The sequence below is a fragment of the Bacillus cereus group sp. MYBK222-1 genome, from assembly GCF_051916425.1.
Classification (GTDB): domain Bacteria; phylum Bacillota; class Bacilli; order Bacillales; family Bacillaceae_G; genus Bacillus_A; species Bacillus_A paranthracis.
Map to the genome: position 1 here is coordinate 59,611 of NZ_JBQAGP010000001.1, position 23,967 is coordinate 83,577.

The following is a 23,967-nucleotide window of genomic DNA, read 5'->3' on the forward strand; positions in this document are numbered from 1 at the left end:
AAGAAAAGAGAAAGACAGAGGAGGGACTTAATTGCTATGAATACCCCTGTTTCTGTAAACGAGAAGAAGGATTTTGTAAAATGGTTTTTGAATAATTACCAACTGAAACAGCGTGAATGTGTATGGATTTTGAATTATTTAATGAGTCACGACCAATTGATGCATAAAGTCCACTTCGTAGAGCATGCAAAATATTGTCCGCGTGGCTTAGTAATGTCCGCGAATTGTGTAAAAGACACACCGTTTCACTTTTTTAAACAAAATGTTATGACAACAGATGCTGAAAAATCGTTTCATGATATTCGTTTAAATCGAGATGAGGATATTTATATTCAACTCAATTTTAAATCATCGTTTCAAAATGCCAATTACGTAGCTGTATTAGAAGAAAACCCGTATTTACCAAAGCACATTGAAGTAAATGAAAAAGATCGTTTACTTGCAGAAAGATTTTTAGAAGAAAGTGTATTTTCTTTTAGAAGAGAACGTCTTTTGAAACAAATTGATGAAGCGCTGGATAAGCAAGATAAGGAAGCGTTTCATAGGTTAACAGCGGAGTTAAAGATGTTATAGAATTCATTTGGATTCATAAAATTTTACAAATTTCAGACTTTTTCAAGAAAAACTACCTTAATATAGGTAGTTTTTCTTTTTTTACCTCTTTTAGTATGGTTTAATATATATAAAGTGAAAGTTCTGTCATTTATAGACGGGGGAGGGAAGACATTTGAAATGGATTGTAAAAGATGTGGAACAGTTTGAGCAAGCAAGAGAATATGTAGATACGGGTGTTATACCACTTTTATCAATTTCAGCAGCGAAAGAAATGAAAATGGTAGTAGAACAAGGGGAATTTATCGAATTGTTGAGTATGGAGCTAGAAAGAGAATATAAAGGAAGAGTGCTTTTATTACCTGCATTTACGTATCTAGTAGAAAGTCAAAAAAACGAAAAAGGTCGTTTGCAAGAATGGACAAATCATTTGAAAAAGCAAGGTTTTAAGCATATTGCTTATGTTACAAGTGATTTTTCATGGAAAGAAGATATGCAAGAATTGCAGGGAGATTTATTTTGGTTTCCTTCATTAGCGTTAGAACAATTTAGTGATCAAGCGAAAAGAGAAGTGATTCATGCACATATAAAAAATATAATGGTAATGTTAGAAGAAAAATGGGGAAAATAATAATAAACAGAAAGTTCTTATTATTATGAGTAGTATGATATTGACCTGTGCATGAGCGTATTATATCATGATAGTGTCCTAGTTTTTATTTTTTATATAATTTATCACGAGGGGACAATTTCTGATAGAGGGGGGAAATTTTCGTGAGCGAGAAAGAACATCGTGTGTCAAGAAGACAGTTTTTAAATTACACCCTTACAGGGGTAGGAGGCTTTATGGCAGCTGGTATTTTAATGCCGATGACGCGATTTGCGCTTGATCCGGTGTTAAGAAAAGAAGCGGGAACGGATATGGTTGCTGTTGCACAAGTAAAGGATATTACAACAGAGCCGAAACGTTTCGACTTTAAGGTGAAGCAGGTTGATGGTTGGTACAAGTCCGAAGAGCCAAAATCAGCTTGGGTTCATAAAGATGAAAGCGGAGACATTGTTGCATTCTCTCCAGTATGTAAACATTTAGGATGTACAGTGAACTGGAATTCGGACAAAGCACATCCGAATCAATTCTTTTGTCCATGTCACGGGGGCCGTTACACAAAAGACGGGATAAACATTAAAGGCACGCCGCCCCTTGCTCCACTTGATGTATACGAATCTAAAGTGAAAGATGGAACGCTGTACTTAGGAAAAGCGAAGCCAAGAGGGGGTGCAAAGTAGATGCTAAATAAAATTTATGATTGGGTAGATGAAAGGTTAGATATTACACCAATATGGCGTGATATCGCTGATCATGAAGTACCTGAACATGTAAACCCGGCACATCACTTTTCTGCATTCGTTTATTGCTTTGGCGGACTTACCTTTTTCGTTACTGTAATTCAAATTTTATCTGGAATGTTTTTGACGATGTATTATGTGCCTGATATTAAAAATGCTTGGGAATCGGTTTATTATTTGCAAAATGAAGTTGCATATGGGCAAATTGTTCGTGGTATGCACCACTGGGGTGCTAGTCTCGTCATTGTAATGATGTTTTTACATACACTTAGAGTTTTCTTCCAGGGTGCGTATAAAAAGCCTCGTGAGCTAAACTGGATTGTTGGTGTTCTTATTTTCTTTGTTATGTTAGGTCTTGGTTTTACCGGATATTTATTACCGTGGGATATGAAAGCGTTATTTGCTACGAAAGTAGGGATTCAAATTGCAGAGCAAACGCCGCTCATTGGTCCTTACATTAAAACATTACTCGCTGGTCATTCCGAAATTGTTGGCGCTCAAACATTAACTCGCTTCTTTGCTATTCACGTCTTCTTCTTACCAGCAGCACTTCTAGGTTTAATGGCCTTCCACTTCATCATGATTCGCAAACAAGGTATTTCCGGTCCACTATAAGAGATTGCTAAATTAAAGGGGAAAGAACTAAAGGAGGGAGATTATGCATCGCGGCAAAGGGATGAAGTTTGTAGGAGATTCTCGGGTACCAGTAGCTCGGAAACCAAATATTCCAAAAGACTATTCGGAATACCCAGGGAAAACAGAAGCATTTTGGCCGAACTTCTTGTTAAAAGAATGGATGGTTGGTGCAGTTTTTTTAATCGGTTATTTATGTTTAACAGTGGCGCATCCGTCACCGCTTGAAAGAATGGCGGATCCAACTGATGCTGGGTATATACCACTTCCAGATTGGTATTTCTTATTCTTGTATCAGTTATTAAAGTATTCTTATGCTTCTGGCTCATTTACTGTAATTGGAGCGTTCATTATGCCAGGGATTGCGTTTGGCGCATTACTGTTAGCTCCATTTCTTGATCGAGGCCCAGAAAGACGCCCATTGAAGCGTCCTGTAGCAACGGGATTTATGCTTTTAGCAGTTGCATCGATTATCTTTTTAACTTGGGAATCTGTAGCACACCACGACTGGGAAGCTGCAAAAAAACAAGGAGCAATTGTAAAAACAGCACCAGTTGATAAAAATGATGACGGTTATAAATTAATGCAAAAAAATACTTGTTTAACATGTCACGGTGACAATTTACAGGGCGGCGCAGCAGCACCAGCACTGCAAAATTTAACTTTGAAGCCAGAAGAAATTGCTAAAATTGCGAAAGAGGGAAAAGGTTCCATGCCTAAAGGTGTATTTAAAGGTACAGATGAGGAACTGAAGAAGCTTTCGGAATTCGTTGCAAAGTATAATAAAAAATAATAAAAAGCTGACTACAAAATTTGTAGTCAGCTTTTTATTTTGATGATAGAAAGTTTACTATATAATAGAGTAGAGTTTGATGAAAGAATGAAAGGTGTTGGACATACAGCTTGGTTTACTTGTATGCAATGTTAAGGCAACGCTCCGTATTATTATTTTTATTAGTTGTTAACATATTAGGTACAATATACGGATTCATATGGTATGGAAATCAATTAAAAGAAACTTTACCTATATTTTGGCCGTTTGTACCCGATAGTCCTATGGCAAGTCTTTTTTTTGTCTTTGTTTTAATCGCTTTTTTAATAAAGAGAAATTGGGGATTAATAGAGGCGCTAGCGATTGTTACTTTAATAAAATATGGTATATGGGCTGTTGTTGTAAATGGGGTTATGATCTATGTAAAAGGTCCTATTGGCCTTATCGGGTATATGTTAATGCTTTCGCATTTTGCGATGGCAGTACAAGCAGTGCTATATGCACCGTTTTACCGTATAAAAAAATGGCATTTTGCGGTAGCCGCTATATGGACATTACATAATGATGCAATTGATTATTTGTTCTGGCAAATGCCGAGATACGGAATTATGCATTTGTTTGTAGGAGAAATTGGTTATTTTACGTTCTGGTTAAGCATTGCTGTGCTTTGTATGACATATTATTATTGCTTACGTGAGAATCGAAAACAGTTTTCTTTATGATAGTTAGAATATGTAGGGGGAGAAAATGAAGAAAAATACGAGTGGTACAAAAATATTGGATCGATTGATTACGATAATTGTTTCATATAGCATAGCATTTTCTATATTTGCACTCGCAACAACGGCGGTTGTATATGGAAAATGGCTATATTATTTTGAAATTGATTTTTTGAACATTCCAGATTTAGCAGATATGACGAAGGATGATATTAAAAGAAATTATGATGTGCTTATCACATATTTATCGCCATTTTATGACGGAGCATTACATTTGCCAACACTAGATATGTCTACAAATGGCCGTGTTCATTTTGTAGATGTGAAAAACATTTTAGTAAAGATTCAATATGTAATGTATGCGACAATTATAATTGCAATAGTAGGCGGCATGTATTTGTTAAAAAAGAAAAATGAAAAGTTTTTACTACATGGATCTATTTTAACAATCATTTTTCCAATAGCGTTAATGTTACCGATTGTTATTAATTTTGAAAAGAGTTTTGTGATATTCCATAAGCTTTTATTCAGTAATGATTATTGGGTTTTTGATCCTGAGAAGGATCCGATTATATTAATGTTACCAGAAGAGTTTTTTATGCATGCAGCGTGTGCTATTTTATTATTTATTTTATGTGGTAGCATAATTTGTTATAGCTTGTATAAATATTTCGTAAAAAAGAAAAGGATTTCAAAAGAAAAATTCTCTGTTTAAAGAGAATTTTTTTTGTTTGTAAAACGATAATATATTTTTCGGTCCAGTTCTGTTCTATTCTTGTCCACATTAACATATTTTGTACTAGTAGTTATAGGGGGGACCGTGATGAAGAGAACATTAATTGGACTGATTGCATTTCTAATTATCATGTTTCCGTTACGTATATATGCTGAGGAGTGGAGTGAACTAACAGGGTTGTTAGATGACTCATTACAATTAGTGAAGCGTAATGAAGATGAAAAAGCAGTACAAGTACTGCAACATTTCTCGGAGCAGTTTGTAATAAAGGGGAATGAAAAGAAGCAGGAAGTAACGCCAGATCAAGTTAGAGTTATTTCTTTAGCTTACGACAAGGCGAAACAATCTCTCGCGGAAGAAGATGTAAGGAAACAAGTTAAAATTGATAATGTGTTAGCCCTGCAGCTCGCTGTCGATGCGCAAGTATCGAAATATCAACCACTTTGGATGGAAAGAGAAGGAAAAGTAATGGATGCCTTTTATCAAATGGAAAAAGCGATGAAAAAAGAAGATACGGGACAGTTTCAACAAACGTTAAACACATTTTTACATGAATTTAATATTATTTATCCAAGCTTAATGATTGCCTTGCCAGAAAATGAAGTGCAGCGTGTAAATGCCCATTTATCTTATTTAGATGAATTTCGTAACGTTATGTTAAAAACAAAAGGTGGGCAAATGCAATTAGGAATCATTAAAGGAGATTTGCAAAAAATATTTCATACAGTAAAAAAAGATGAAATTGCACCTTCTCTCATTTGGTTTATGACAATTACTGGAGGTCTTATTTTATTCACATTAACTTATGTTGGGTGGAGAAAGTATAAAGGAGAGAGAGAAAAAAGAAAAAGTAATGTACATTCTAAGAATAGATAATGTAATAAATAAAGATTCGGATTGTAAGGTTTATTCATTGACAATGGTGGCAGAAGAAAATAGAATGAGAAGTACTATAATTAAAACTTCAATGGAGGTTCATGATGTTTTATTTAATTTACTTCGCGATCATTTTGATCATACCGTTGTATGCACAGTCAAAAGTACGTAGTGCCTATAGCAAGTATTCACAAGTTTATTCAACATCAGGTATGACAGGAGCAGAAGTGGCTCGGAAAATCTTAGATGAAAATGGATTATACAACGTAGCTGTAGAAGAAACACCAGGTCATTTATCAGACCATTATGATCCAACTGCCAAAACAGTTCGATTATCAACAGATAACTATTACGGTCATTCAGTTGCTGGTACAGCAGTTGCAGCACACGAAGTAGGACACGCAATTCAAGATGCAAAAGATTATAACTTTATGCGTATTCGTCATTCGTTAGTGCCAGTTGCGAACTTTGGTTCAAATATTTCTTGGATATTTATTATGATCGGTATTTTTGCATCGATGGCCAACATGATATTTTTAGGTATCATTTTAATGGCAGCAGGTGTTGTGTTCCAACTCGTTACATTACCAGTTGAGTTTGATGCATCAAAGCGTGCGATGCAACAAATTGAAGCGTTAGGAATCGTATCAACAGATGAATATGGCCAAGCTCGTAAAGTATTAAATGCGGCAGCATTAACATATGTAGCAGCTGCAGCCGTAGCGGTATTTGAATTATTACGTCTCGTATTAATTTATACTGGTATGCAGCGTAGCGACGACTAAAGACTATCAATTTTGATAGTCTTTTTTGTTTTGTGGATTGAATTATATAATGTATTGCAAATAGAAATAATAGAAGTAATGCGGAAAGGCGGTGGGGAAATGAAATATCCAGACCATTTAGTAAAACAGGTGAAAGAGCGTAGTGCTCCTTATCAATTAGAAGGTTTTTTAAGTGGACAAGGCCCTGAAAATCCGAAATTTATGTTGTTAGGAGAAGCGCCTGGTGAAACAGAAATTCATAATGGGATTCCGTTTAGCGGGAGAGCCGGAAAACAATTAATGGGTTTTTTAGAACGTATTCACGTTACAAGGGAAGAAGTATATATTACGAGTGCTGTTCGGAGTAGACCTTATAAGTGGCGAGAGAAAAAAGAACGAAATGGTGAAATCATACAAAAAAAGTATAATAGAACGCCAAATCAAGGAGAAATAGTTGCCCATGCACCGTTGTTAGATTATGAATTAGAGAAAATAAATCCGAAGCTTATCGTCACGCTTGGCAATATCGGTCTTCAACGTTTAGCAGGAAAAGATAAAAAGATTACAGATGTGCACGGACAATTATTAAAACAGCCCATTCAAAAATTAAAGGATATGCAAAGTGCAGAATTTACATGGTCAGAGAAAGAATATCATATTTTTCCGACCTTCCATCCTGCTTCCATTTTTTATAATCGGGGCTTATTGGAGCTTATTTATGAGGATTTAGAGAAACTTAAGCAATACGTAATAAAAAACTAGAAAAGCTAAAAAGCTTTTCTAGTTGTGTTTATGTATGTAATGGGTTTTTATTTTCATCCAACGTAAAACCTTCACCAACTACATCATGTACGTCACTTACTGCAACAAATGCATGAGGATCTACAGAAGTAATAATATTTTTTAATTTCACGATTTCATTTTTAGCCACAACGCAATACAATACGTTCCGTTCCACTTTTGTATACGATCCAACAGCTTTTAAAAAGGTCGCTCCGCGCTCCATCTCAGATAAAATTTTAGCAGCAATTTCATCGTTTTTATCGGAGATAATAGTTGCTCCTTTTGCTGCATAGGCTCCTTCTTGCATAAAATCAATGACTTTCGCCCCGATAAAAACAGCAACTAACGTATACATACCCTCGCGATATGATAAATAGGTAAGGATAGAGACGATAATGACGATAGCATCAAACATAAACATCGTTTTCCCCATACTCCAGCCAACATATTTATGAGCGAGTCTCGCAATAATATCTACACCGCCAGTAGTTCCGCCGTATTTAAATATGATCCCAAGACCGATACCAATAAATGCCCCAGCAAATAAAGCTGCGAGTGTCATATCATTTTGTAAGTTTACATGTAAGTTGAGAACTTCGTAACGCTGAAAAATCCATAGAAATAAAGATACGCTAAAGGTGCCGATTAGTGTATATATAAATGTCGCTCTTCCAAGTAACTTCCAACCAATAAAAAATATAGGGATATTTAAAATTAAGTTTGAATAAGAAGGGTCAAACTTAAATAGAAAATACAATAATAGTGTAATACCGGTAAATCCACCTTCTGCAAGGTGATTTTCAATATTGATATTCACAATACCGAAAGAAAAAATAGCGGAACCGATTAAAATAAAAATGATATTTCGAATCTTCAAATTTGATGTCATATAGAAATCCCCCTAATTATGTAAATGGCATTGCTCCGCTGAAACGATAAAACATAATGATAAGTAATTTCTAGTTGCTAGTGAAAATAGTGAAGGCTATAAAAATCGATTGGTTCTGGTTGATTTTTTGCCAAAAACGCAAAAGAAGTTTCACTTTATTATAATCTTTCCCAAAAAGGGTCGCAAATAGGTGTTTAGCGGGGAATAATATTTGTCAAATCGCGATGAATTGGCTAACATGAAAGAGGAAGGATTAGAGGTGAATTGTATGGAAGCGAAAACGATGAAGGATATGCAGAAAGAAGTTGATGCATATATTGGTCAGTTTAAAGAAGGTTATTTCAGTCCACTTGCAATGATGGCTCGTTTAACGGAAGAAATGGGGGAGCTTGCAAGAGAGGTGAATCATTATTATGGTGAGAAACCGAAGAAAACAACTGAAAAAGAACGTAGTATTGAAGAAGAGCTTGGAGATGTATTATTTGTTATGATTTGTATGGCAAATAGTTTAAATATTGATTTAGAAACAGCACATAACATTGTAATGAATAAATTTAATACTCGCGATAAAGATCGCTGGACACGTATTGATGAGGGAGAGAAAGAATAATGAAAGAAATTAAAGTAATTATCGCTGGACCAAGAGGACGTATGGGACATGAAGCAGTTCTTCTTATGGAAAGAACGGAACATTTTAATTTAGTAGCAGCAGTGGATTATAAGCATGGTGGAGAGAAAATCTCTGATTTACCGGGAATGCCAGCGCTAGATGCACCTATTTACGCAGATTTACATACTTGTTTAGAGGAAGTAGAAGCAGATGTGTTGTTAGATTTAACAACGCCAGAAGTTGGGAAACAACACGTTACACTAGCAGTTGAGCGTGGACTTCGTTCTGTTATTGGTACAACTGGATTTACAGAAGAAGAGCTAAAACAATTAACCGAGACTGCGAAAGAAAAAGCAGTAGGAACAATTATCGCTCCAAACTTTGCAATTGGTGCAGTTCTTATGATGAAATTCTCACAAATGGCAGCGAAATACTTCCAAGATGTTGAAGTAATTGAATTGCATCATGATCAAAAACTAGATGCACCATCTGGTACAGCGGTAAAAACAGTAGAATTAATCCGTCAAAATCGTGAATCAAAGCAGCAAGGTCATCCAAATGAAGTAGAGCAACTAGAAGGGGCTCGTGGTGCAAATGTAGACGGCATTCATATTCATAGTGTACGTTTACCAGGACTTATTGCACACCAAGAAGTAATGTTTGGTGGAGACGGACAAATGTTAACAGTTCGTCATGATTCATTCAATCGTGCATCATTTATGTCTGGTGTAAAACTATCAATTGAGACAGTAATGAATCTAGATCATCTTGTGTACGGTTTAGAAAATATTATCGACTAAAGGGGAGACAACGGATGAAAATTGCCTTAATCGCACATGACAAAAAGAAAGACGACATGGTTTCGTTTGCATACGCATATAAACCAATTTTTGAACAACATGAATTATTTGCAACAGGAACGACAGGACTTCGTATTATGGAAGCGACCGGCTTAGTTGTAACAAGATATCAATCTGGTCCTCTTGGCGGCGATCAAGAAATTGGTGCAATGATTGCAAAAAATGATTTAGACATGGTAATTTTCTTCCGCGATCCATTAACAGCACAACCGCATGAACCGGATGTGAATGCATTGCTTCGTTTATGTGATGTATATGCAATTCCACTTGCGACGAATATGGCAAGTGCTGAAATGTTAATGCACGCATTAGAGCGAGGAGATTTAGATTACCGCAAGTTAAGAAAATGAGGGGAACAATTATGAGTGGATTACATATATTAGCGTTTGGTGCCCATGCCGATGATGTTGAAATCGGCATGGCGGGTACCATTGCTAAATATACGAAGCAAGGGTATGAAGTAGGTATTTGTGATTTAACAGAAGCTGATCTTTCTTCTAACGGAACGATAGAGTTAAGAAAAGAAGAAGCGAAGGCGGCAGCTCGTATAATGGGAGTAAAAACGAGACTAAATTTAGCGATGCCAGACCGTGGTTTGTATATGAAAGAAGAGTATATACGTGAAATTGTAAAGGTAATTCGTACATATAAACCAAAACTAGTTTTTGCGCCGTATTATGAAGATCGTCATCCAGATCATGCAAATTGTGCAAAACTGGTGGAAGAAGCTATTTTTTCAGCGGGAATTCGTAAATATATGCCAGAAATCCCACCACATCGTGTGGAGTCTTTTTATCATTATATGATTAATGGTTTTCATAAACCGAATTTTTGTATAGATATTAGTGAATACGTATCGCAAAAGGTGGAAGCATTAGAAGCGTATGAAAGTCAGTTTTCAACAGGGAGTGATGGTGTGAAAACGCCGTTAACAGAAGGTTACGTTGAAACTGTAGTCGCTCGTGAGAAAATGTTTGGAAAAGAAGTTGGAGTTTTATATGCCGAAGGGTTTATGAGTAAGAAACCGGTTTTATTACATGCTGATTTAATAGGGGGATGTAAATGAAATTAAAAATAGGTATTACATGTTATCCTTCTGTAGGTGGTTCTGGAGTTGTTGGAACAGAATTAGGAAAGCAATTAGCGGAACGCGGGCATGAAATTCATTTTATTACATCGGGTTTACCATTCCGGTTAAATAAAGTGTATCCAAACATTTATTTTCATGAAGTGACGGTAAATCAATACTCTGTATTTCAATATCCACCATACGATTTAGCGTTAGCGAGTAAAATGGCAGAGGTTGCACAAAGAGAAAACCTAGACATTTTACATGTGCATTACGCAATACCACATGCCATTTGTGCTTATTTAGCAAAACAAATGATTGGAGAGCGTATTAAAATTGTTACAACCTTGCATGGAACAGATATTACTGTGTTAGGATCCGACCCTTCGCTAAATAATTTAATTCGTTTTGGTATTGAGCAATCTGATGTTGTGACGGCTGTCTCGCATTCATTAATTAACGAAACGCATGAGCTTGTAAAACCAAATAAAGACATTCAAACGGTATATAACTTTATAGACGAACGTGTATATTTCAAACGTGATATGACCCAATTAAAGAAAGAATACGGTATAAGTGAGAGTGAAAAGATACTCATTCACATTTCAAACTTCCGTAAAGTGAAACGTGTGCAAGATGTTGTGCAGGCATTTGCTAAAATTGTTACAGAAGTAGATGCGAAGTTGCTTCTTGTTGGAGATGGACCAGAATTTTGCACGATTTTACAGTTGGTGAAAAATTTACATATTGAAGATCGCGTCTTATTCTTAGGGAAGCAAGATAATGTTGCAGAACTACTTGCGATGAGTGATTTAATGTTGCTTTTATCAGAGAAGGAGAGTTTTGGTCTTGTTTTATTAGAAGCGATGGCGTGTGGTGTACCTTGTATCGGAACAAGGGTTGGAGGTATTCCAGAAGTCATTCAACATGGTGATACAGGATATTTATGTGAAGTTGGCGATACAACAGGAGTGGCAGATCAAGCCATTCAGCTATTAAAGGATGAAGAACTTCACCGTAATATGGGAGAGCGAGCAAGAGAAAGTGTTTACGAGCAGTTTCGCTCTGAAAAAATCGTCTCACAATATGAAACGATTTACTATGATGTACTAAGGGATGACAAAAATGGAAAGATTTAAAAAAGCTAGTTCTATTATTGAGACTTTAAAGCAACAAGGGCATGAGGCTTACTTTGTCGGTGGAAGCGTAAGAGACCTTATTATCGATAGGCCGATTGGAGATATTGATATTGCGACATCTGCTTTACCAGAAGAAGTGATGGCTATATTTCCAAGACATGTTCCTGTTGGTCTTGAACATGGAACTGTAATTGTCGTAGAAAATGGTGAGCCTTATGAGGTAACCACTTTTCGAACAGAGAGTGAATATGAAGACTTTCGAAGACCTAGTAGTGTTCAATTTGTTCGTTCATTAGAAGAGGATTTAAAACGTCGTGATTTCACAATGAATGCAATTGCAATGACAGAAGAAGGAAAAATGGTTGATTTATTTGCTGGACAGGAAGCGATTCAAAAGAGAGAAATTGTGACAGTGGGAAATGCTGCGGATCGGTTTCAAGAAGATGCCCTGCGAATGATGCGTGGTATTCGGTTCGTAAGTACGTTAGGTTTTTCTTTAGAGACGAAAACGAAGCAAGCAATTGAAACATATGGACATTTGCTGGAACATATAGCAATTGAGAGAATTACAGTGGAGTTTGAAAAACTGTTAACTGGCACATATTGTGTGAAGGCTCTCAAAGAATTAGTAGAAACGAAACTATTTTCTCATCTACCATATTTACAGATGTCAGAAGAGAAATTGTTAAAAGCTACGCAGTATAAATGGGATTCTTTTGAAGCAGACATTGAGGCGTGGGCGTTTTTCTTATATTGTATTGGAGAAGAACATCCAGCTGTCTTTTTACGTCAATGGAAGTTTTCGAATAAAAAAATAAAAGATATCGTCGCAGTTTTATTAACAATCCGTAAGAGAAAGGAGAAGGATTGGGATACAATTCTTCTTTATAAAACGGGAATTCATATAGCTGAAATGGCAGAAAGAGTATATGAAGCGATGATTGAAAGCTATGATCATACAGCTGTTAACCGGGTACAAACGTTGTTTCAAGCATTGCCAATTAAGAGTCGACAAGAGATGAATGTGACTGGGAATGATTTGTTAAACTGGGCAAATAAAAAGCCAGGTCCGTGGGTTGCTGAAATGATTCAAAAAATTGAAGAAGCAATTGTACAAGGAAACGTAGTAAATGAGAAAGAGTGTATAAGGGAGTGGCTGCAAGAATGCAATCTACTATAAGAAAGCAGTTATTGCAAGTTTTTTCGGAAGCGGATGGCGAGTTTGTATCTGGTCAAACGATTAGTGATAAACTTGGTTGCTCAAGAACTGCTGTGTGGAAACATATGGAGGACCTTCGGAATGAGGGATATGAACTTGAAGCTGTGCGTCGATTAGGTTATCGAATTGCAAGTAAGCCAGACAAAGTGACTGCGAATGAAATACAGTTAGGGTTACAAACGAAACATATTGGTAGAACAGTGTATTTTGAAGAGTCCGTTGAATCGACGCAACATATTGCAGCAAAGCTTGCTTATGAAGGTGCAGAAGAAGGAACAATTGTTGTGGCAGAAGAACAAACAGCGGGTAGAGGTCGTTTAAGCAGAAAATGGCATTCACCAAAAGGAACAGGAATTTGGATGAGTATTATTTTACGTCCATCAATCCCGGTTCAACATGCACCACAACTTACTTTGTTAGCCGCTGTTAGCGTTGCGCAAGCAATTGAAAAGTGCACAGGTGTAAACGTAGGAATAAAATGGCCGAATGATATTTTAATTCAAGGGAAAAAGGCTGTAGGAATATTAACAGAAATGCAAGCCGATCCTGATAAAATTAATGCTGTCATTATGGGTATTGGTATTAATGCGAATCAAAAGCAAGAACATTTTGATGAGGAAATTCAGCATATTGCTACTTCTTTAGCGATTGAATCTGGTAAGCCAATTGTTCGTGCGGAGCTTATGCAACAAATCTTTTTACAACTAGAAAAACTATATGAAGAGTATTTACAAAATGGTTTCTCTGTCATTAAAATTCTTTGGGAAAGTTACGCTGTAAGCATCGGGAAAGAAATTAACGCTCGAACGATGAGAGAGACAATTACAGGGATAGCAAAAGGAATTACAGAGGATGGTGTATTGCTCCTAGAAGACCATGAAGGAAAAGTACATCATATTCATTCTGCGGATATCGAAATTAAGTAAAAGAAGTTCCTCTTTTGGAACTTCTTTTTTATTTCCATATTAATAAAATCTTTTAATATTTAAGTTTTATTTTAAAAGATCGTCCAGTTGAGTTTGCTTCTTATTTGACGATTACTTTACCTTCCATTCCTTTGAGGAGATGGTATCGACATATTAATTCATATGTACCGGCACTGTTAGGTTTCACGGTAATGTTTTTTTCTTTTCCTGACTCGACGACGACATCAATACCGAGTTTTTTGATTGTAAAGGTATGCTCACTCTTACCTTTATTTTTCAACAGTAATGTTGTTGATTCGTTAATTGGAATCGTGATGACGTTTGGATTAAAGTAATCATCGTTTAGCTCAACTTCAATCACTTTCGCTGACGCAATAGGTTGTGCCAAGTTGTTAACTGAGGCAAATACATTGAGGGAATTTAAAGTTGTTATTACCACAAGCATCACAAGAAAACCGATGAATCGAAATAACCATTTGTTTATAGACATTCGCAATTCTCCTTTTGTAAGTATATCTCCTCAATTAACCTGCATCATTATTTTATGAGTTATACCATGTATTTAAAAAGTTTATCTTTCTATGATTGAATCGTTCACTTATAAATTTCACATACCGTAATAAGAATAAAAATTATTTTTTCAAAAAAATGTAGTAATTCCTTTTTGGAGTTTGCTATAATTAGTTCGAATGTGGGCAGTATCAGAGCGAACTGCACTATGATTCGAAGCAATACGAAAAATAATAACTTGGATTCTGCCTTGATCCAATAACGGACTGGGACAGAGGGATGAATAATGCCGACTAACACACAACCCTTCTGCCCTTTTATGGCCAGAGGGGTTTTTTATATGATTTCGGCCATCTCCTCTCTCCTGTATAAAGGAGGAGTAGTTTTTGAAAACAAAAACAGATTTTTTGAAAATGAAAGAGCAAGGTGAGCCGATTACAATGCTAACGGCGTATGATTATCCATCTGCTAAGTTAGCAGAAGAAGCGGAAGTTGATATGATTTTAGTTGGAGATTCCCTTGGGATGGTTGTGCTCGGCTATGATTCAACAGTACCTGTAACAGTAGAGGATATGATTCATCATACGAAAGCTGTACGCCGAGGAGCGAAAGAGACGTTTATTGTAACTGATATGCCATTTATGTCGTATCATGTGTCGCCTCAAGATACGATGGTGAATGCACGCCGCATCGTTCAAGAGAGTGGTGCTCATGCACTGAAGGTAGAAGGTGCGGGAGAAGTGATATCAACTATTCATTACTTGACGAGTGCGGGAATTCCTGTCGTGGCACACTTAGGCTTAACTCCTCAATCTGTAGGAGTGTTAGGTGGCTATAAAGTACAAGGAAAAGATGCTGAAAGTGCAAAAAAATTAATAGAAGATGCGAAGAGATGTGAGGAAGCTGGTGCGATAGCACTTGTATTAGAATGTGTGCCAATGCAGCTAGCAGAATTTATTTCGAAGCAACTAACAATTCCAACGATTGGAATTGGAGCAGGACAAAAAGTGGATGGGCAAGTACTCGTTTATCATGATCTTATCTCATATGGCGTAAATCGTGTTCCGAAATTTGTGAAGCAATATACGTCTGTTCAAGAGGAGATTGTGCGAGGGATTTCACAATACGTAACTGAAGTAAAGACAGGTCAATTTCCGGAAGAAAAACATTCATTCACAATGAAAGAGGAAGAATGTTTAGCGTTATACGGAGGAAAACAATAATGAAAATCATAAATACAGTGCAAGAGATGCAGCAAATTACAAACGAACTACGTGCAAGTGGAAAAAGTATTGGTTTTGTCCCAACGATGGGTTATTTACATGAAGGTCATGCGACTTTATTACGTAAGGCAAGAGAAGAAAATGAAATTGTAGTTTTAAGCGTGTTTGTTAATCCGCTACAGTTTGGACCAAATGAAGATTTAGATCGATACCCTCGTGATATTGATAGAGATGAAAATGTAGCAAAAGAAAACGGTGTAGATTATTTATTTTATCCGAGCGTAGAAGAAATGTATCCAGCAGAACAAACGACAACAGTAGAAGTTGTGAAGCGTACCGATGTGTTATGCGGAAAACAAAGACCTGGTCATTTCGCTGGTGTTGCGATTGTACTAATGAAACTATTTAATATTACATTGCCAACACGTGCTTATTTCGGTATGAAAGATGCACAGCAAGTTGCTGTCATTGAAGGATTTGTCGCTGATTTTAATATTCCGGTTACAATCGTACCGGTGGATATTGTAAGGGAAGAAGATGGATTAGCCAAAAGTTCTCGTAACGTGTATTTATCACCAGAAGAGCGTGAAGAGGCTCCTCATTTATACCGCAGTCTATGTATAGCGAAAGAAAGAATTGAGACAGGAGAACGTAATGCAGAAATCATTACAACTCTTGTGAAGGAGTATATTGAGACATATACGAAAGGCACTGTAGATTATGCTGATTTATATGCGTATCCTTCACTACAAGTAGTGGATAAAATTGAAGGGCGAATCATTTTAGCAATTGCAGTTAAATTTGACAATGTACGATTAATTGACAATATAACATTAACGGTTAAATAAGGGGGAGTATCTATGTTTCGCACAATGATGAGAGCGAAGCTACATCGCGCAACAGTAACAGAAGCAAATTTAAATTATGTAGGTAGTATTACAATTGATGAAGATTTAATGGATGCAGTAAATATTGTAGAAAACGAAAAAGTCCAAATTGTAAATAATAATAATGGTGCTCGCTTAGAGACATATGTTATTAAAGGAGAACGTGGTAGCGGTGTTGTTTGTTTGAATGGTGCAGCTGCAAGGCTTGTACAGCCAGGAGATAAAGTTATTATTATTTGCTACGGTTTAGTGGCAGAAGAAAATATTCATAAACAAGAGCCGAAAATTGCAGTATTAGACGATGATAATCAAATTATTGAAATGTTAGGTGCTGAAAAAGCGGGTACGATATTATAAGTAAGAAGGCTATCTCTATTATGGAGATAGCCTTTTTTGTGCATCTTTTCATTAAGATGAGATAAAACGTGGTATAGTAACATTATATAATTTTCTGTTTGATAGGTAAGAAATTGAGGTGTTACATATATGAGTAAGCGTTATGTCGTTGTGGATTTAGAGACGACAGGGAACTCCTGGAAGGATGGGAAAGATAAAATTACCCAAATTGCAGCTGTTGTAGTGGAAGATGGAGAGATATTAGAGATTTTTTCATCTTTTATTAATCCGAAGAGAGAGATTCCACCATTTATTACAGAGTTAACAGGGATTGATGAGAGTATGGTTAAGCAAGCCCCGTTATTTGAAGATGTAGCCCCAATGGTTGTTGAGCTATTACAAGGTGCAGCTTTCGTTGCACATAACGTTCACTTTGATTGGAATTTTTTAACGGAAGAATTAAGGCAGGCTGGATATACAGAAATACATTGTCCAAAAGTTGATACAGTTGAGTTGGCGCAAATTCTTTTGCCAACGGCTGATAGTTATAAATTACGTGATTTAGCTAAACAACACGAATTAGAGCATGATCAACCGCATCGTGCGGATAGTGATGCTCTTGCAACAGCGGAATTGTTTTTACAATTTTTAAATGAAATTGAGAAGTTACCCCTTGTCACCTTGCAATCGCTTTATGAATTGAGTGATGTGTTTCAAAGTGATATAGCGGATGTGCTTTCTGAAAATATTTTAAAGAAAATGATGCATGGTAAAAAAGGAGCAGAGGGATATGAAGTGTATCGAAATATTGCCCTTCGAAAACGGAATTATTCTTTAAACTTAAGTGAAACATGTGCATTTAAATTTGATGCTTTCTTGCATAAGACAATTGATAAACTTGAGTCGAATATGCCAAAGTTTGAAAAAAGAGAAAGCCAACAGAGTATGATGAAGGAAATATATACAGCGCTAAGAGATTCTAGGTTTTCACTAATTGAAGCAGGAACAGGAACAGGAAAGACTCTTGCATATTTGCTTCCAAGTATTTATTTTGCAAAGAAAAAAGAAGAACCTGTCATCATAAGTACCCAAACTGTACAACTGCAGCAACAAATACTAGAAAAAGAAATTCCATTATTACAGAAAATAATGCCATTTTCATTTGAAGTAGCTCTTCTGAAAGGAAGAAAGCATTATCTTTGTCTACATAAATTTGAATATGCTTTGCAAGAAGAAGAGAAGAATTATGATATGGCGCTCACGAAGGCAAAAATTTTAGTGTGGTTATTGCAAACGGAAACGGGCGATCGTGATGAATTAAATATTCCTGAGGGCGGAAAGTTACTTTGGAACCGGATTTGTAGTGATGTACATAGTCCGGGTGGGATGCAAAGCAACTGGTTTAGTCGTTGTTTTTATCAACGAGCAAAGAATAGAGCATTATTTGCAGATATCGTTATTACAAATCATGCGTTATTATTTCAAGATTTTTCAAGTGAAGAACCACTGTTTGCTTCATGTGAGCATATTATTTTTGATGAGGCTCATCATATCGAGGAAGCAGCGAGTAGAACATTAGGTGAACAGTTCTCCTGTATGTATTTCCAGCTAGTTTTATCTCGTCTTGGTACGCTAGAAACAGATGATGTACTTTCTAAAGTATATAAAATGATGAAAAAATCAGAGCAAGCCTCCCGTTCTACTTTTCGCATGGTAAGTCATAGTTTGAAGGAATTGAAATTTGATGCGGATGAGCTATTCCAAATGTTACGTGCATTCATCTTTAAACAAACAAAGCAGGAACAAGGGATCAGCAATATGCCACTCATTTATCGATATAACACGGAAGTAGAGAAAGGTAAGTTATGGGATAGTATTACCGAGTTAACAAATCGCTTTGTATATGATGTAAGAAAATTACTCTCTACACTTGAGAAGCAAGTTGATATATTGCAAAGTAAATTAGAATGGGAAATGCATGTTGTTACAGGTGAATTTATGCATTTAATTGAGTTGTTGAGAAAGATGGCGCAATCTTTACAAGTACTCATTTTAGAAAAAAATTCATATGTGACATGGATGGAAACTGAAACGAAGGGAACCATTCATTCAACTGTTTTATATGGGCAACCTGTTCATATTGGTGAAAGATTTGCTGATGAATTTTTAACAGAGAAAAAGAGTGTTATTTTCACATCAGCAACGCTAACAGTAAACGATTCATTTGACTATATAAAAGAAGAGCTAGGCTTACATGATTTTGCTCCAAATACATTACAGGTCCCATCACCATTCCATTTTGAAGAACAGATGAAATTAATGGTTTCAACGGATGTGCCCTTTATTAAGCAAGCAAGTAATGAAGAATATATTGAATCTGTGTCGGCTCATATTGCAAAAATAGCGAAAGCTACAGAAGGTAGAATGCTTGTTTTGTTCACTTCGTATGAAATGTTGAAAGAAGCATATACGAATTTGAAAAATGATGAGGAATTAGAAGGCTATTTATTATTAACGCAAAGTGTGAATAATAAGAGCAGAAGTCGTCTCATTCGTAAGTTTCAAGAGTTCGATAAATCAATTTTATTAGGAACAAGTAGTTTTTGGGAAGGGATAGATATACCTGGAGATGCCCTTAGTTGTCTTGTTATTGTCCGTCTTCCCTTTACGCCTCCTCATCAACCGATGATGGAAGCAAAAGGAGAGTGGTTAAAAAATCAAGGAGAGGACGTATTCGCTAAGTTAGCACTCCCGCAAGCAATACTGCGTTTCAAACAAGGATTTGGTCGTCTTATTAGAACAAGTACAGATACCGGAACGGTGTTTGTACTAGATCGTCGTTTGACAAGCGCTTCCTATGGAAAACGTTTTTTACAATCAATTCCAACTGTTCCGCTTTATGAAGGCCCTCTAGAAGAATTGTTAGAACAATTAAAGGAACGGCCAATTGAATAAAATTGGAAGGAAAAATACGCCTGAAGTGCATGTAAACTTCAGGCGTAAAAAATGTGGGTAGGAGGAATTTTATTTTTCTTACTTCTTGTATACAAAATGTATCGGTTTTCGACTTGAAACCTTTTTTTGCTGTACATGTCCTGCTATAATAGATGGGTGATGAAGCAGGGGTTGTAAAGAATGTACTCTTATTGTAACCGCATTGCGTTCTTCTATAATTAGAAATTTTTGTGTAACGGAGGAGTTTTTTCATGGATAAGAAAATCGAAGTCCTATCAACGACGCGTATTAAATATTCGTCTGACTTGTATAAAATCGTTGATAGTTTGAATCGTACGTTAAAAGAGCAGGACCTCATGTTCGGATTAGCATTAGACGAAAAAGATAAAGAAACAGCTGTATTTACGATTTACAGAACGTAGTGATACAATGAAAAAGTGGATCTTTGCAATCGTTATCGTAATCGTTGCTAGCGGAATATATGGGGCGTATGTTTATAATAAAGCAATGGAAAAGAAAATCCCTAAAGAGGCAAAATCTGTAGAAATTGCAAAAGAAAAAGCAAAGCTTGTAAAAGTAAAATCTGTGGATTATTATAACGGAGAATCTTCATATACTGTCGTACAAGGTACAGATGAAAAAGGAGAACAACTTATCGTTTGGGTGCCTGAGAAAAAAGGGGAAACTATAGTAAGGAAAAAGAGTGAAGGTATTTCTGAAAAAGAGGCTTTACAAAGAACGATTGAACAAGTCGGAGATGACAGTAAAGAGCACAAAAGTAAGCCTAAAGAAATTTTAAAAATAAAATTAGGCTTTGAAAACAATATACCATTATGGGAAGTTACATATATTGATGATGAAAATCGTTATAGTTATTACTATCTTGCATTTAAAGATGGGCAGTTTTTACGACGATACAGCATTGAAAAATAGATGTAGGGGGAACTACAAATGAAATTAGCAAAGCGAGTAGCTGCTTTAACACCATCTGCAACTTTAGAAATTACAGCAAAGGCACAAGCATTAAAAGCAGAAGGTCATGATGTAATTGGATTAGGGGCAGGAGAACCTGACTTTAATACGCCAGAACATATTATGGATGCTGCACATAAAGCGATGTTAGAAGGACATACGAAATATACACCAACAGGTGGGTTACAAGCGTTAAAACAAGAAATTGTGAAGAAGTTTACTCGTGATCAAGGAATTGCGTATGATCCGTCTGAAATTATTGTATGTAACGGCGCAAAGCATGCATTATATACATTATTCCAAGTACTACTTGATGAAGGTGATGAAGTTATCATCCCTACGCCATACTGGGTAAGTTATCCGGAACAAGTAAAGCTTGCTGGTGGTAAGCCAGTTTATGTAGAAGGCCTTGAAGATAATGAATACAAAATTACAGCGAAGCAGCTGCGTGAGGCAATTACAGAGAAAACGAAAGCAGTTATTATTAATTCACCGAGCAATCCAACAGGAATGATTTACAGCAAAGAAGAATTACAACAGCTTGGAGAAGTATGTTTAGAACACAATATTTTAATCGTTTCAGATGAAATTTATGAGAAATTAATTTATGGTGGAGCAGAATATACTTCGGTTGCCCAGCTTTCTAATGCATTAAAAGAACAAACACTTATTATTAATGGTGTATCTAAATCTCATTCTATGACAGGATGGCGTATTGGATATGCAGCAGGAAATAAGCAGCTTATTAAAGCGATGACGAACTTAGCGAGTCATAGTACGTCAAACCCTACTTCAATCGCTCAATACGGCGCAATCGCGGCATATGCAGGCTCACAAGAACCTGTAGAAACAATGCGTCAAGCATTTGAAGAGAGATTAAACATTATTTATGATAAATTAATTCAAATCCCTGGCTTTACTTGCATTAAACCACAAGGTGCATTTTACTTATTCCCTAATGTAAAAGAAGCAGTAGCTTTATCAGGATACGAAACTGTTGATGATTGGGCAAAAGCTCTATTAGAAGAGGAAAAAGTAGCTCTTGTACCAGGTACAGGATTTGGTGCTCCAAATAACGTTCGTTTATCATATGCGACATCTCTTGAACAAGTGGAGAAAGCATTAGAACGTATTCACACGTTTATGAAAAGTAAAGTGCAAGCTTAATTGTATATTTTATTAATGTAATACAAAAACCTTCCTACATAATAGGGAGGTTTTTTTGACGAATTGTGGCAAAAAGAAATAGCGAAAGGTGTGTTATACTAGAGAGCGAGGTGTTTGGTGATGAAAAAGAAAATGATGTTACAGTGGTTTGAGCAGGGAAGCATTGCAATTCCAAAATTACTTATGATGCATTATAAAAAATTAGGGTTAAATGAAACAGAATTTATGGTTGTACTTCATGTACATACATTTTTAGAATCGGGCAATTCATTTCCGACTCCGTCAGAGATTTCAGAACGGATGACGATTACCGAAATGAAATGTATGGAAGTAATTCAGGCATTGATTCAAAAAGGTTTTTTATCACTAGAAGGTGGACAAAAATCAGAAGCGATGATGTGTGAAAGTTATTCTTTACAACCGCTATGGGAAAAAATATTGCATTTCTTAATGAATGAATCAATAGAGGAAGAACAAAAAGAAATAAAGCAATTGCAAGTAAATTTATATACAGTATTTGAAAAAGAATTTGGAAGACCACTTTCTCCATTTGAATGTGAAACGTTGGGAATGTGGGAAGATCAAGATCAACATCATCCGAATTTAATTCAAGCGGCCCTCAGGGAAGCTGTAATGAGTGGTAAGCTTAATTTCCGATATATTGATCGTATTTTATTTGAATGGAAAAAGAATGGTATTAAAACAGTAGATCAAGCCCAAAACCAAGGACGGAAATTTAGAGCAAATCAACAACGAACGCAGCAAACGACAAAACAAGAGACGAAATTTACTGGAAAAGTGCCTTTTTATAATTGGTTGGAGCAGTAATGTAGGAGGAAGTATATGTTAAATAAAACGCAAATTCGCTATTGTTTAGACACAATGGCGGATATGTACCCAGAAGCACATTGTGAATTAATTCATGATAATCCATTTGAACTAGTAATCGCGGTAGCATTATCTGCACAATGTACAGATGCACTTGTAAATAAAGTGACGAAAAATTTATTTCAAAAATATAAAACACCAGAAGATTATTTAAGTGTTTCGCTAGAAGAATTACAACAAGATATACGTTCTATTGGTTTGTATAGAAATAAAGCAAAAAACATTCAAAAATTGTGCAGAATGTTATTAGATGATTACAATGGGGAAGTGCCGAAAGATCGAGATGAGCTTACGAAGTTACCAGGTGTAGGTCGGAAAACAGCAAACGTAGTTGTTTCGGTAGCGTTTGGTATTCCGGCAATTGCTGTTGATACGCATGTAGAGAGAGTGAGTAAACGGTTAGCGATTTGTAGATGGAAAGATTCGGTGTTAGAAGTAGAAAAGACATTAATGAAGAAAATTCCGATGGATGAATGGAGCGTTACACATCACCGTATGATTTTCTTTGGACGTTATCACTGTAAAGCGCAGCGACCACAATGTGAAGAGTGCCCTTTACTAGAAGTATGCCGAGAAGGAAAGAAGCGAATGAAGGGGAAATAAAGGATGGAGCGAGTGATAGAAATACCGAGAGAATTTCGGTGCTTACCATTTTTTAAAGAAAGTATAAATTCGATTGCGTATTATACAGAACAGTCATTTGAAGAAACAATACAAAAGACTTATTTTATATATGATATGGAAAGACAATATGAGCCGTGGAATGAAATTGAAAACAGTATTCCGGTAATGTTGAATGTATGGAAAAATAAGCATGAGGACATTGCTACTTTATTTCGAAACAGAAAGAAACAAGAAGCTGAAGGTCCGATGATTCTTTTTGCAGCACATTTATTATCAATTGTATATTGGCTAAATGAGCAACCTGTTCATAGTTTGAATAAAATAGAAGATTTTACGAGTGAATTGGAAGTGCAACCAGTTAATTTTATAGAGCGATATTCGTTCATTATAAAGAAACCGAATAATTATCATTCTTATATTCAGTTAGCGCAGTTGTATATTGAAATAGAAAAACTATATGTAAAGAAAATGATAACAAAAAAGAAGTCCTATTCTCGTTAAGAGAAAGGAC

The 23,967-nt window shown here is 36.0% G+C and carries 29 protein-coding genes; 27 read left to right on the forward strand and 2 right to left on the reverse strand.

Annotated elements, in window-relative coordinates; all coding sequences use genetic code 11:
* Positions 1-36 precede the first annotated feature (36 nt).
* The 10 genes from ACTFR9_RS00320 to ACTFR9_RS00365 all read left to right on the forward strand — a co-directional run bounded on the left by ACTFR9_RS00320 (position 37) and on the right by ACTFR9_RS00365 (position 7,161).
* Complete coding sequence (locus tag ACTFR9_RS00320) at positions 37-573, forward strand: ReoY family proteolytic degradation factor (protein ID WP_001095923.1); 537 nt, start codon at positions 37-39, stop codon at positions 571-573.
* Positions 574-727: 154 nt separating this feature from the next.
* Entirely contained in the window at positions 728-1,183 is a 456-nt protein-coding gene (locus ACTFR9_RS00325) for a YpiF family protein (protein WP_000871307.1), read from the forward strand.
* Positions 1,184-1,326: 143 nt separating this feature from the next.
* The gene (qcrA, locus tag ACTFR9_RS00330) at positions 1,327-1,839 is read left to right on the forward strand and encodes a menaquinol-cytochrome c reductase iron-sulfur subunit (protein WP_001290418.1); all 513 of its coding nucleotides are present in this window, start codon (positions 1,327-1,329) and stop codon (positions 1,837-1,839) included.
* Positions 1,840-2,514, forward strand: a complete 675-nt coding sequence (qcrB, locus tag ACTFR9_RS00335; protein ID WP_000932700.1) for a menaquinol-cytochrome c reductase cytochrome b subunit — start codon at positions 1,840-1,842, stop codon at positions 2,512-2,514. It abuts the gene before it with no gap.
* Positions 2,515-2,557: 43 nt separating this feature from the next.
* Complete coding sequence (gene qcrC, locus ACTFR9_RS00340; protein ID WP_000554606.1) at positions 2,558-3,325, forward strand: menaquinol-cytochrome c reductase cytochrome b/c subunit; 768 nt, start codon at positions 2,558-2,560, stop codon at positions 3,323-3,325.
* Positions 3,326-3,435: 110 nt separating this feature from the next.
* Entirely contained in the window at positions 3,436-4,026 is a 591-nt protein-coding gene (locus tag ACTFR9_RS00345) for a DUF1405 domain-containing protein (RefSeq protein WP_000262820.1), read from the forward strand.
* 25 nt (positions 4,027-4,051) lie between these two features.
* On the forward strand, positions 4,052-4,738 hold the full coding sequence (gene lit / locus ACTFR9_RS00350; RefSeq protein WP_000742533.1) for a lipoprotein intramolecular transacylase Lit: 687 nt from the start codon (positions 4,052-4,054) through the stop codon (positions 4,736-4,738).
* A gap of 108 nt (positions 4,739-4,846) precedes the next feature.
* Positions 4,847-5,635, forward strand: a complete 789-nt coding sequence (gene ypjB, locus ACTFR9_RS00355; protein WP_073536398.1) for a sporulation protein YpjB — start codon at positions 4,847-4,849, stop codon at positions 5,633-5,635.
* A gap of 104 nt (positions 5,636-5,739) precedes the next feature.
* Positions 5,740-6,420 carry a zinc metallopeptidase gene (locus tag ACTFR9_RS00360; RefSeq protein ID WP_000499536.1) on the forward strand — a complete coding sequence of 227 codons (681 nt, stop codon included), beginning with the start codon at positions 5,740-5,742 and terminating at the stop codon, positions 6,418-6,420.
* 99 nt (positions 6,421-6,519) lie between these two features.
* A complete protein-coding gene (locus tag ACTFR9_RS00365) occupies positions 6,520-7,161 on the forward strand; it encodes a uracil-DNA glycosylase (RefSeq protein ID WP_000876851.1) in 642 nt (213 codons plus the stop codon).
* Positions 7,162-7,189: 28 nt separating this feature from the next.
* Here the strand turns inward: ACTFR9_RS00365 and ACTFR9_RS00370 are convergent, their stop codons facing one another.
* Positions 7,190-8,071, reverse strand: coding sequence for a YitT family protein (locus ACTFR9_RS00370; RefSeq protein ID WP_000203301.1), 882 nt, complete (start codon positions 8,069-8,071; stop codon positions 7,190-7,192).
* Positions 8,072-8,339: 268 nt separating this feature from the next.
* On the opposite strand from ACTFR9_RS00370, the gene ACTFR9_RS00375 reads away from it, so the two are divergent.
* Genes ACTFR9_RS00375 through ACTFR9_RS00405 form a run of 7 tightly spaced genes read left to right on the forward strand, consistent with a single transcriptional unit; the run spans position 8,340 to position 13,894 of the window.
* A complete protein-coding gene (locus ACTFR9_RS00375; protein WP_002108639.1) occupies positions 8,340-8,681 on the forward strand; it encodes a nucleotide pyrophosphohydrolase in 342 nt (113 codons plus the stop codon).
* On the forward strand, positions 8,681-9,481 hold the full coding sequence (gene dapB, locus ACTFR9_RS00380; protein WP_000658802.1) for a dihydrodipicolinate reductase: 801 nt from the start codon (positions 8,681-8,683) through the stop codon (positions 9,479-9,481). Before ACTFR9_RS00375 ends, dapB begins: the two co-directional genes overlap by 1 nt.
* A 14-nt stretch (positions 9,482-9,495) precedes the next feature.
* Positions 9,496-9,891 carry a methylglyoxal synthase gene (gene mgsA, locus ACTFR9_RS00385; RefSeq protein WP_000684755.1) on the forward strand — a complete coding sequence of 132 codons (396 nt, stop codon included), beginning with the start codon at positions 9,496-9,498 and terminating at the stop codon, positions 9,889-9,891.
* 11 nt (positions 9,892-9,902) lie between these two features.
* Positions 9,903-10,607: a bacillithiol biosynthesis deacetylase BshB1 gene (bshB1, locus tag ACTFR9_RS00390; RefSeq protein ID WP_070805624.1), complete on the forward strand. Its 705-nt coding sequence runs from the start codon at positions 9,903-9,905 to the stop codon at positions 10,605-10,607.
* Positions 10,604-11,749, forward strand: a complete 1,146-nt coding sequence (gene bshA, locus ACTFR9_RS00395; protein WP_000768296.1) for an N-acetyl-alpha-D-glucosaminyl L-malate synthase BshA — start codon at positions 10,604-10,606, stop codon at positions 11,747-11,749. The genes bshB1 and bshA overlap by 4 nt, the downstream gene beginning before the upstream one ends.
* Positions 11,736-12,929: a CCA tRNA nucleotidyltransferase gene (locus ACTFR9_RS00400; protein WP_440048931.1), complete on the forward strand. Its 1,194-nt coding sequence runs from the start codon at positions 11,736-11,738 to the stop codon at positions 12,927-12,929. Before bshA ends, ACTFR9_RS00400 begins: the two co-directional genes overlap by 14 nt.
* Positions 12,914-13,894, forward strand: coding sequence for a biotin--[acetyl-CoA-carboxylase] ligase (locus tag ACTFR9_RS00405; RefSeq protein WP_001192048.1), 981 nt, complete (start codon positions 12,914-12,916; stop codon positions 13,892-13,894). The genes ACTFR9_RS00400 and ACTFR9_RS00405 overlap by 16 nt, the downstream gene beginning before the upstream one ends.
* Positions 13,895-13,994: 100 nt before the next feature.
* Here the strand turns inward: ACTFR9_RS00405 and ACTFR9_RS00410 are convergent, their stop codons facing one another.
* Entirely contained in the window at positions 13,995-14,384 is a 390-nt protein-coding gene (locus ACTFR9_RS00410) for a cupredoxin domain-containing protein (RefSeq protein WP_000026412.1), read from the reverse strand.
* Positions 14,385-14,790: 406 nt separating this feature from the next.
* Between ACTFR9_RS00410 and panB the strand changes: the two genes are divergently transcribed.
* The 10 genes from panB (at position 14,791) to ACTFR9_RS00460 (ending at position 23,957) form a co-directional block, all read left to right on the forward strand.
* Positions 14,791-15,627 (forward strand): 3-methyl-2-oxobutanoate hydroxymethyltransferase, encoded by an 837-nt coding sequence (panB, locus tag ACTFR9_RS00415; protein ID WP_000853114.1) that lies wholly within the window; start codon positions 14,791-14,793, stop codon positions 15,625-15,627.
* Positions 15,627-16,475 carry a pantoate--beta-alanine ligase gene (gene panC, locus ACTFR9_RS00420; RefSeq protein ID WP_000691778.1) on the forward strand — a complete coding sequence of 283 codons (849 nt, stop codon included), beginning with the start codon at positions 15,627-15,629 and terminating at the stop codon, positions 16,473-16,475. Before panB ends, panC begins: the two co-directional genes overlap by 1 nt.
* Positions 16,476-16,487: 12 nt before the next feature.
* Complete coding sequence (gene panD / locus ACTFR9_RS00425; RefSeq protein WP_000490176.1) at positions 16,488-16,871, forward strand: aspartate 1-decarboxylase; 384 nt, start codon at positions 16,488-16,490, stop codon at positions 16,869-16,871.
* A gap of 129 nt (positions 16,872-17,000) precedes the next feature.
* Positions 17,001-19,805, forward strand: coding sequence for an ATP-dependent DNA helicase DinG (gene dinG / locus ACTFR9_RS00430; RefSeq protein WP_000044928.1), 2,805 nt, complete (start codon positions 17,001-17,003; stop codon positions 19,803-19,805).
* Positions 19,806-20,056: 251 nt separating this feature from the next.
* Positions 20,057-20,227: a YpmA family protein gene (locus ACTFR9_RS00435; RefSeq protein WP_000358352.1), complete on the forward strand. Its 171-nt coding sequence runs from the start codon at positions 20,057-20,059 to the stop codon at positions 20,225-20,227.
* Between the two features lie 7 nt (positions 20,228-20,234).
* The gene (locus ACTFR9_RS00440; RefSeq protein WP_000758749.1) at positions 20,235-20,738 is read left to right on the forward strand and encodes a cell wall elongation regulator TseB-like domain-containing protein; all 504 of its coding nucleotides are present in this window, start codon (positions 20,235-20,237) and stop codon (positions 20,736-20,738) included.
* 18 nt (positions 20,739-20,756) lie between these two features.
* A complete protein-coding gene (gene aspB / locus ACTFR9_RS00445; protein ID WP_000761548.1) occupies positions 20,757-21,944 on the forward strand; it encodes an aspartate transaminase AspB in 1,188 nt (395 codons plus the stop codon).
* 120 nt (positions 21,945-22,064) lie between these two features.
* Positions 22,065-22,772 (forward strand): DNA replication protein DnaD, encoded by a 708-nt coding sequence (gene dnaD / locus ACTFR9_RS00450; RefSeq protein ID WP_000728540.1) that lies wholly within the window; start codon positions 22,065-22,067, stop codon positions 22,770-22,772.
* Between the two features lie 15 nt (positions 22,773-22,787).
* Positions 22,788-23,435, forward strand: coding sequence for an endonuclease III (nth, locus tag ACTFR9_RS00455; RefSeq protein WP_000933025.1), 648 nt, complete (start codon positions 22,788-22,790; stop codon positions 23,433-23,435).
* 3 nt (positions 23,436-23,438) lie between these two features.
* Positions 23,439-23,957, forward strand: coding sequence for a YpoC family protein (locus ACTFR9_RS00460; RefSeq protein WP_000442682.1), 519 nt, complete (start codon positions 23,439-23,441; stop codon positions 23,955-23,957).
* Positions 23,958-23,967: the final 10 nt, after the last annotated feature.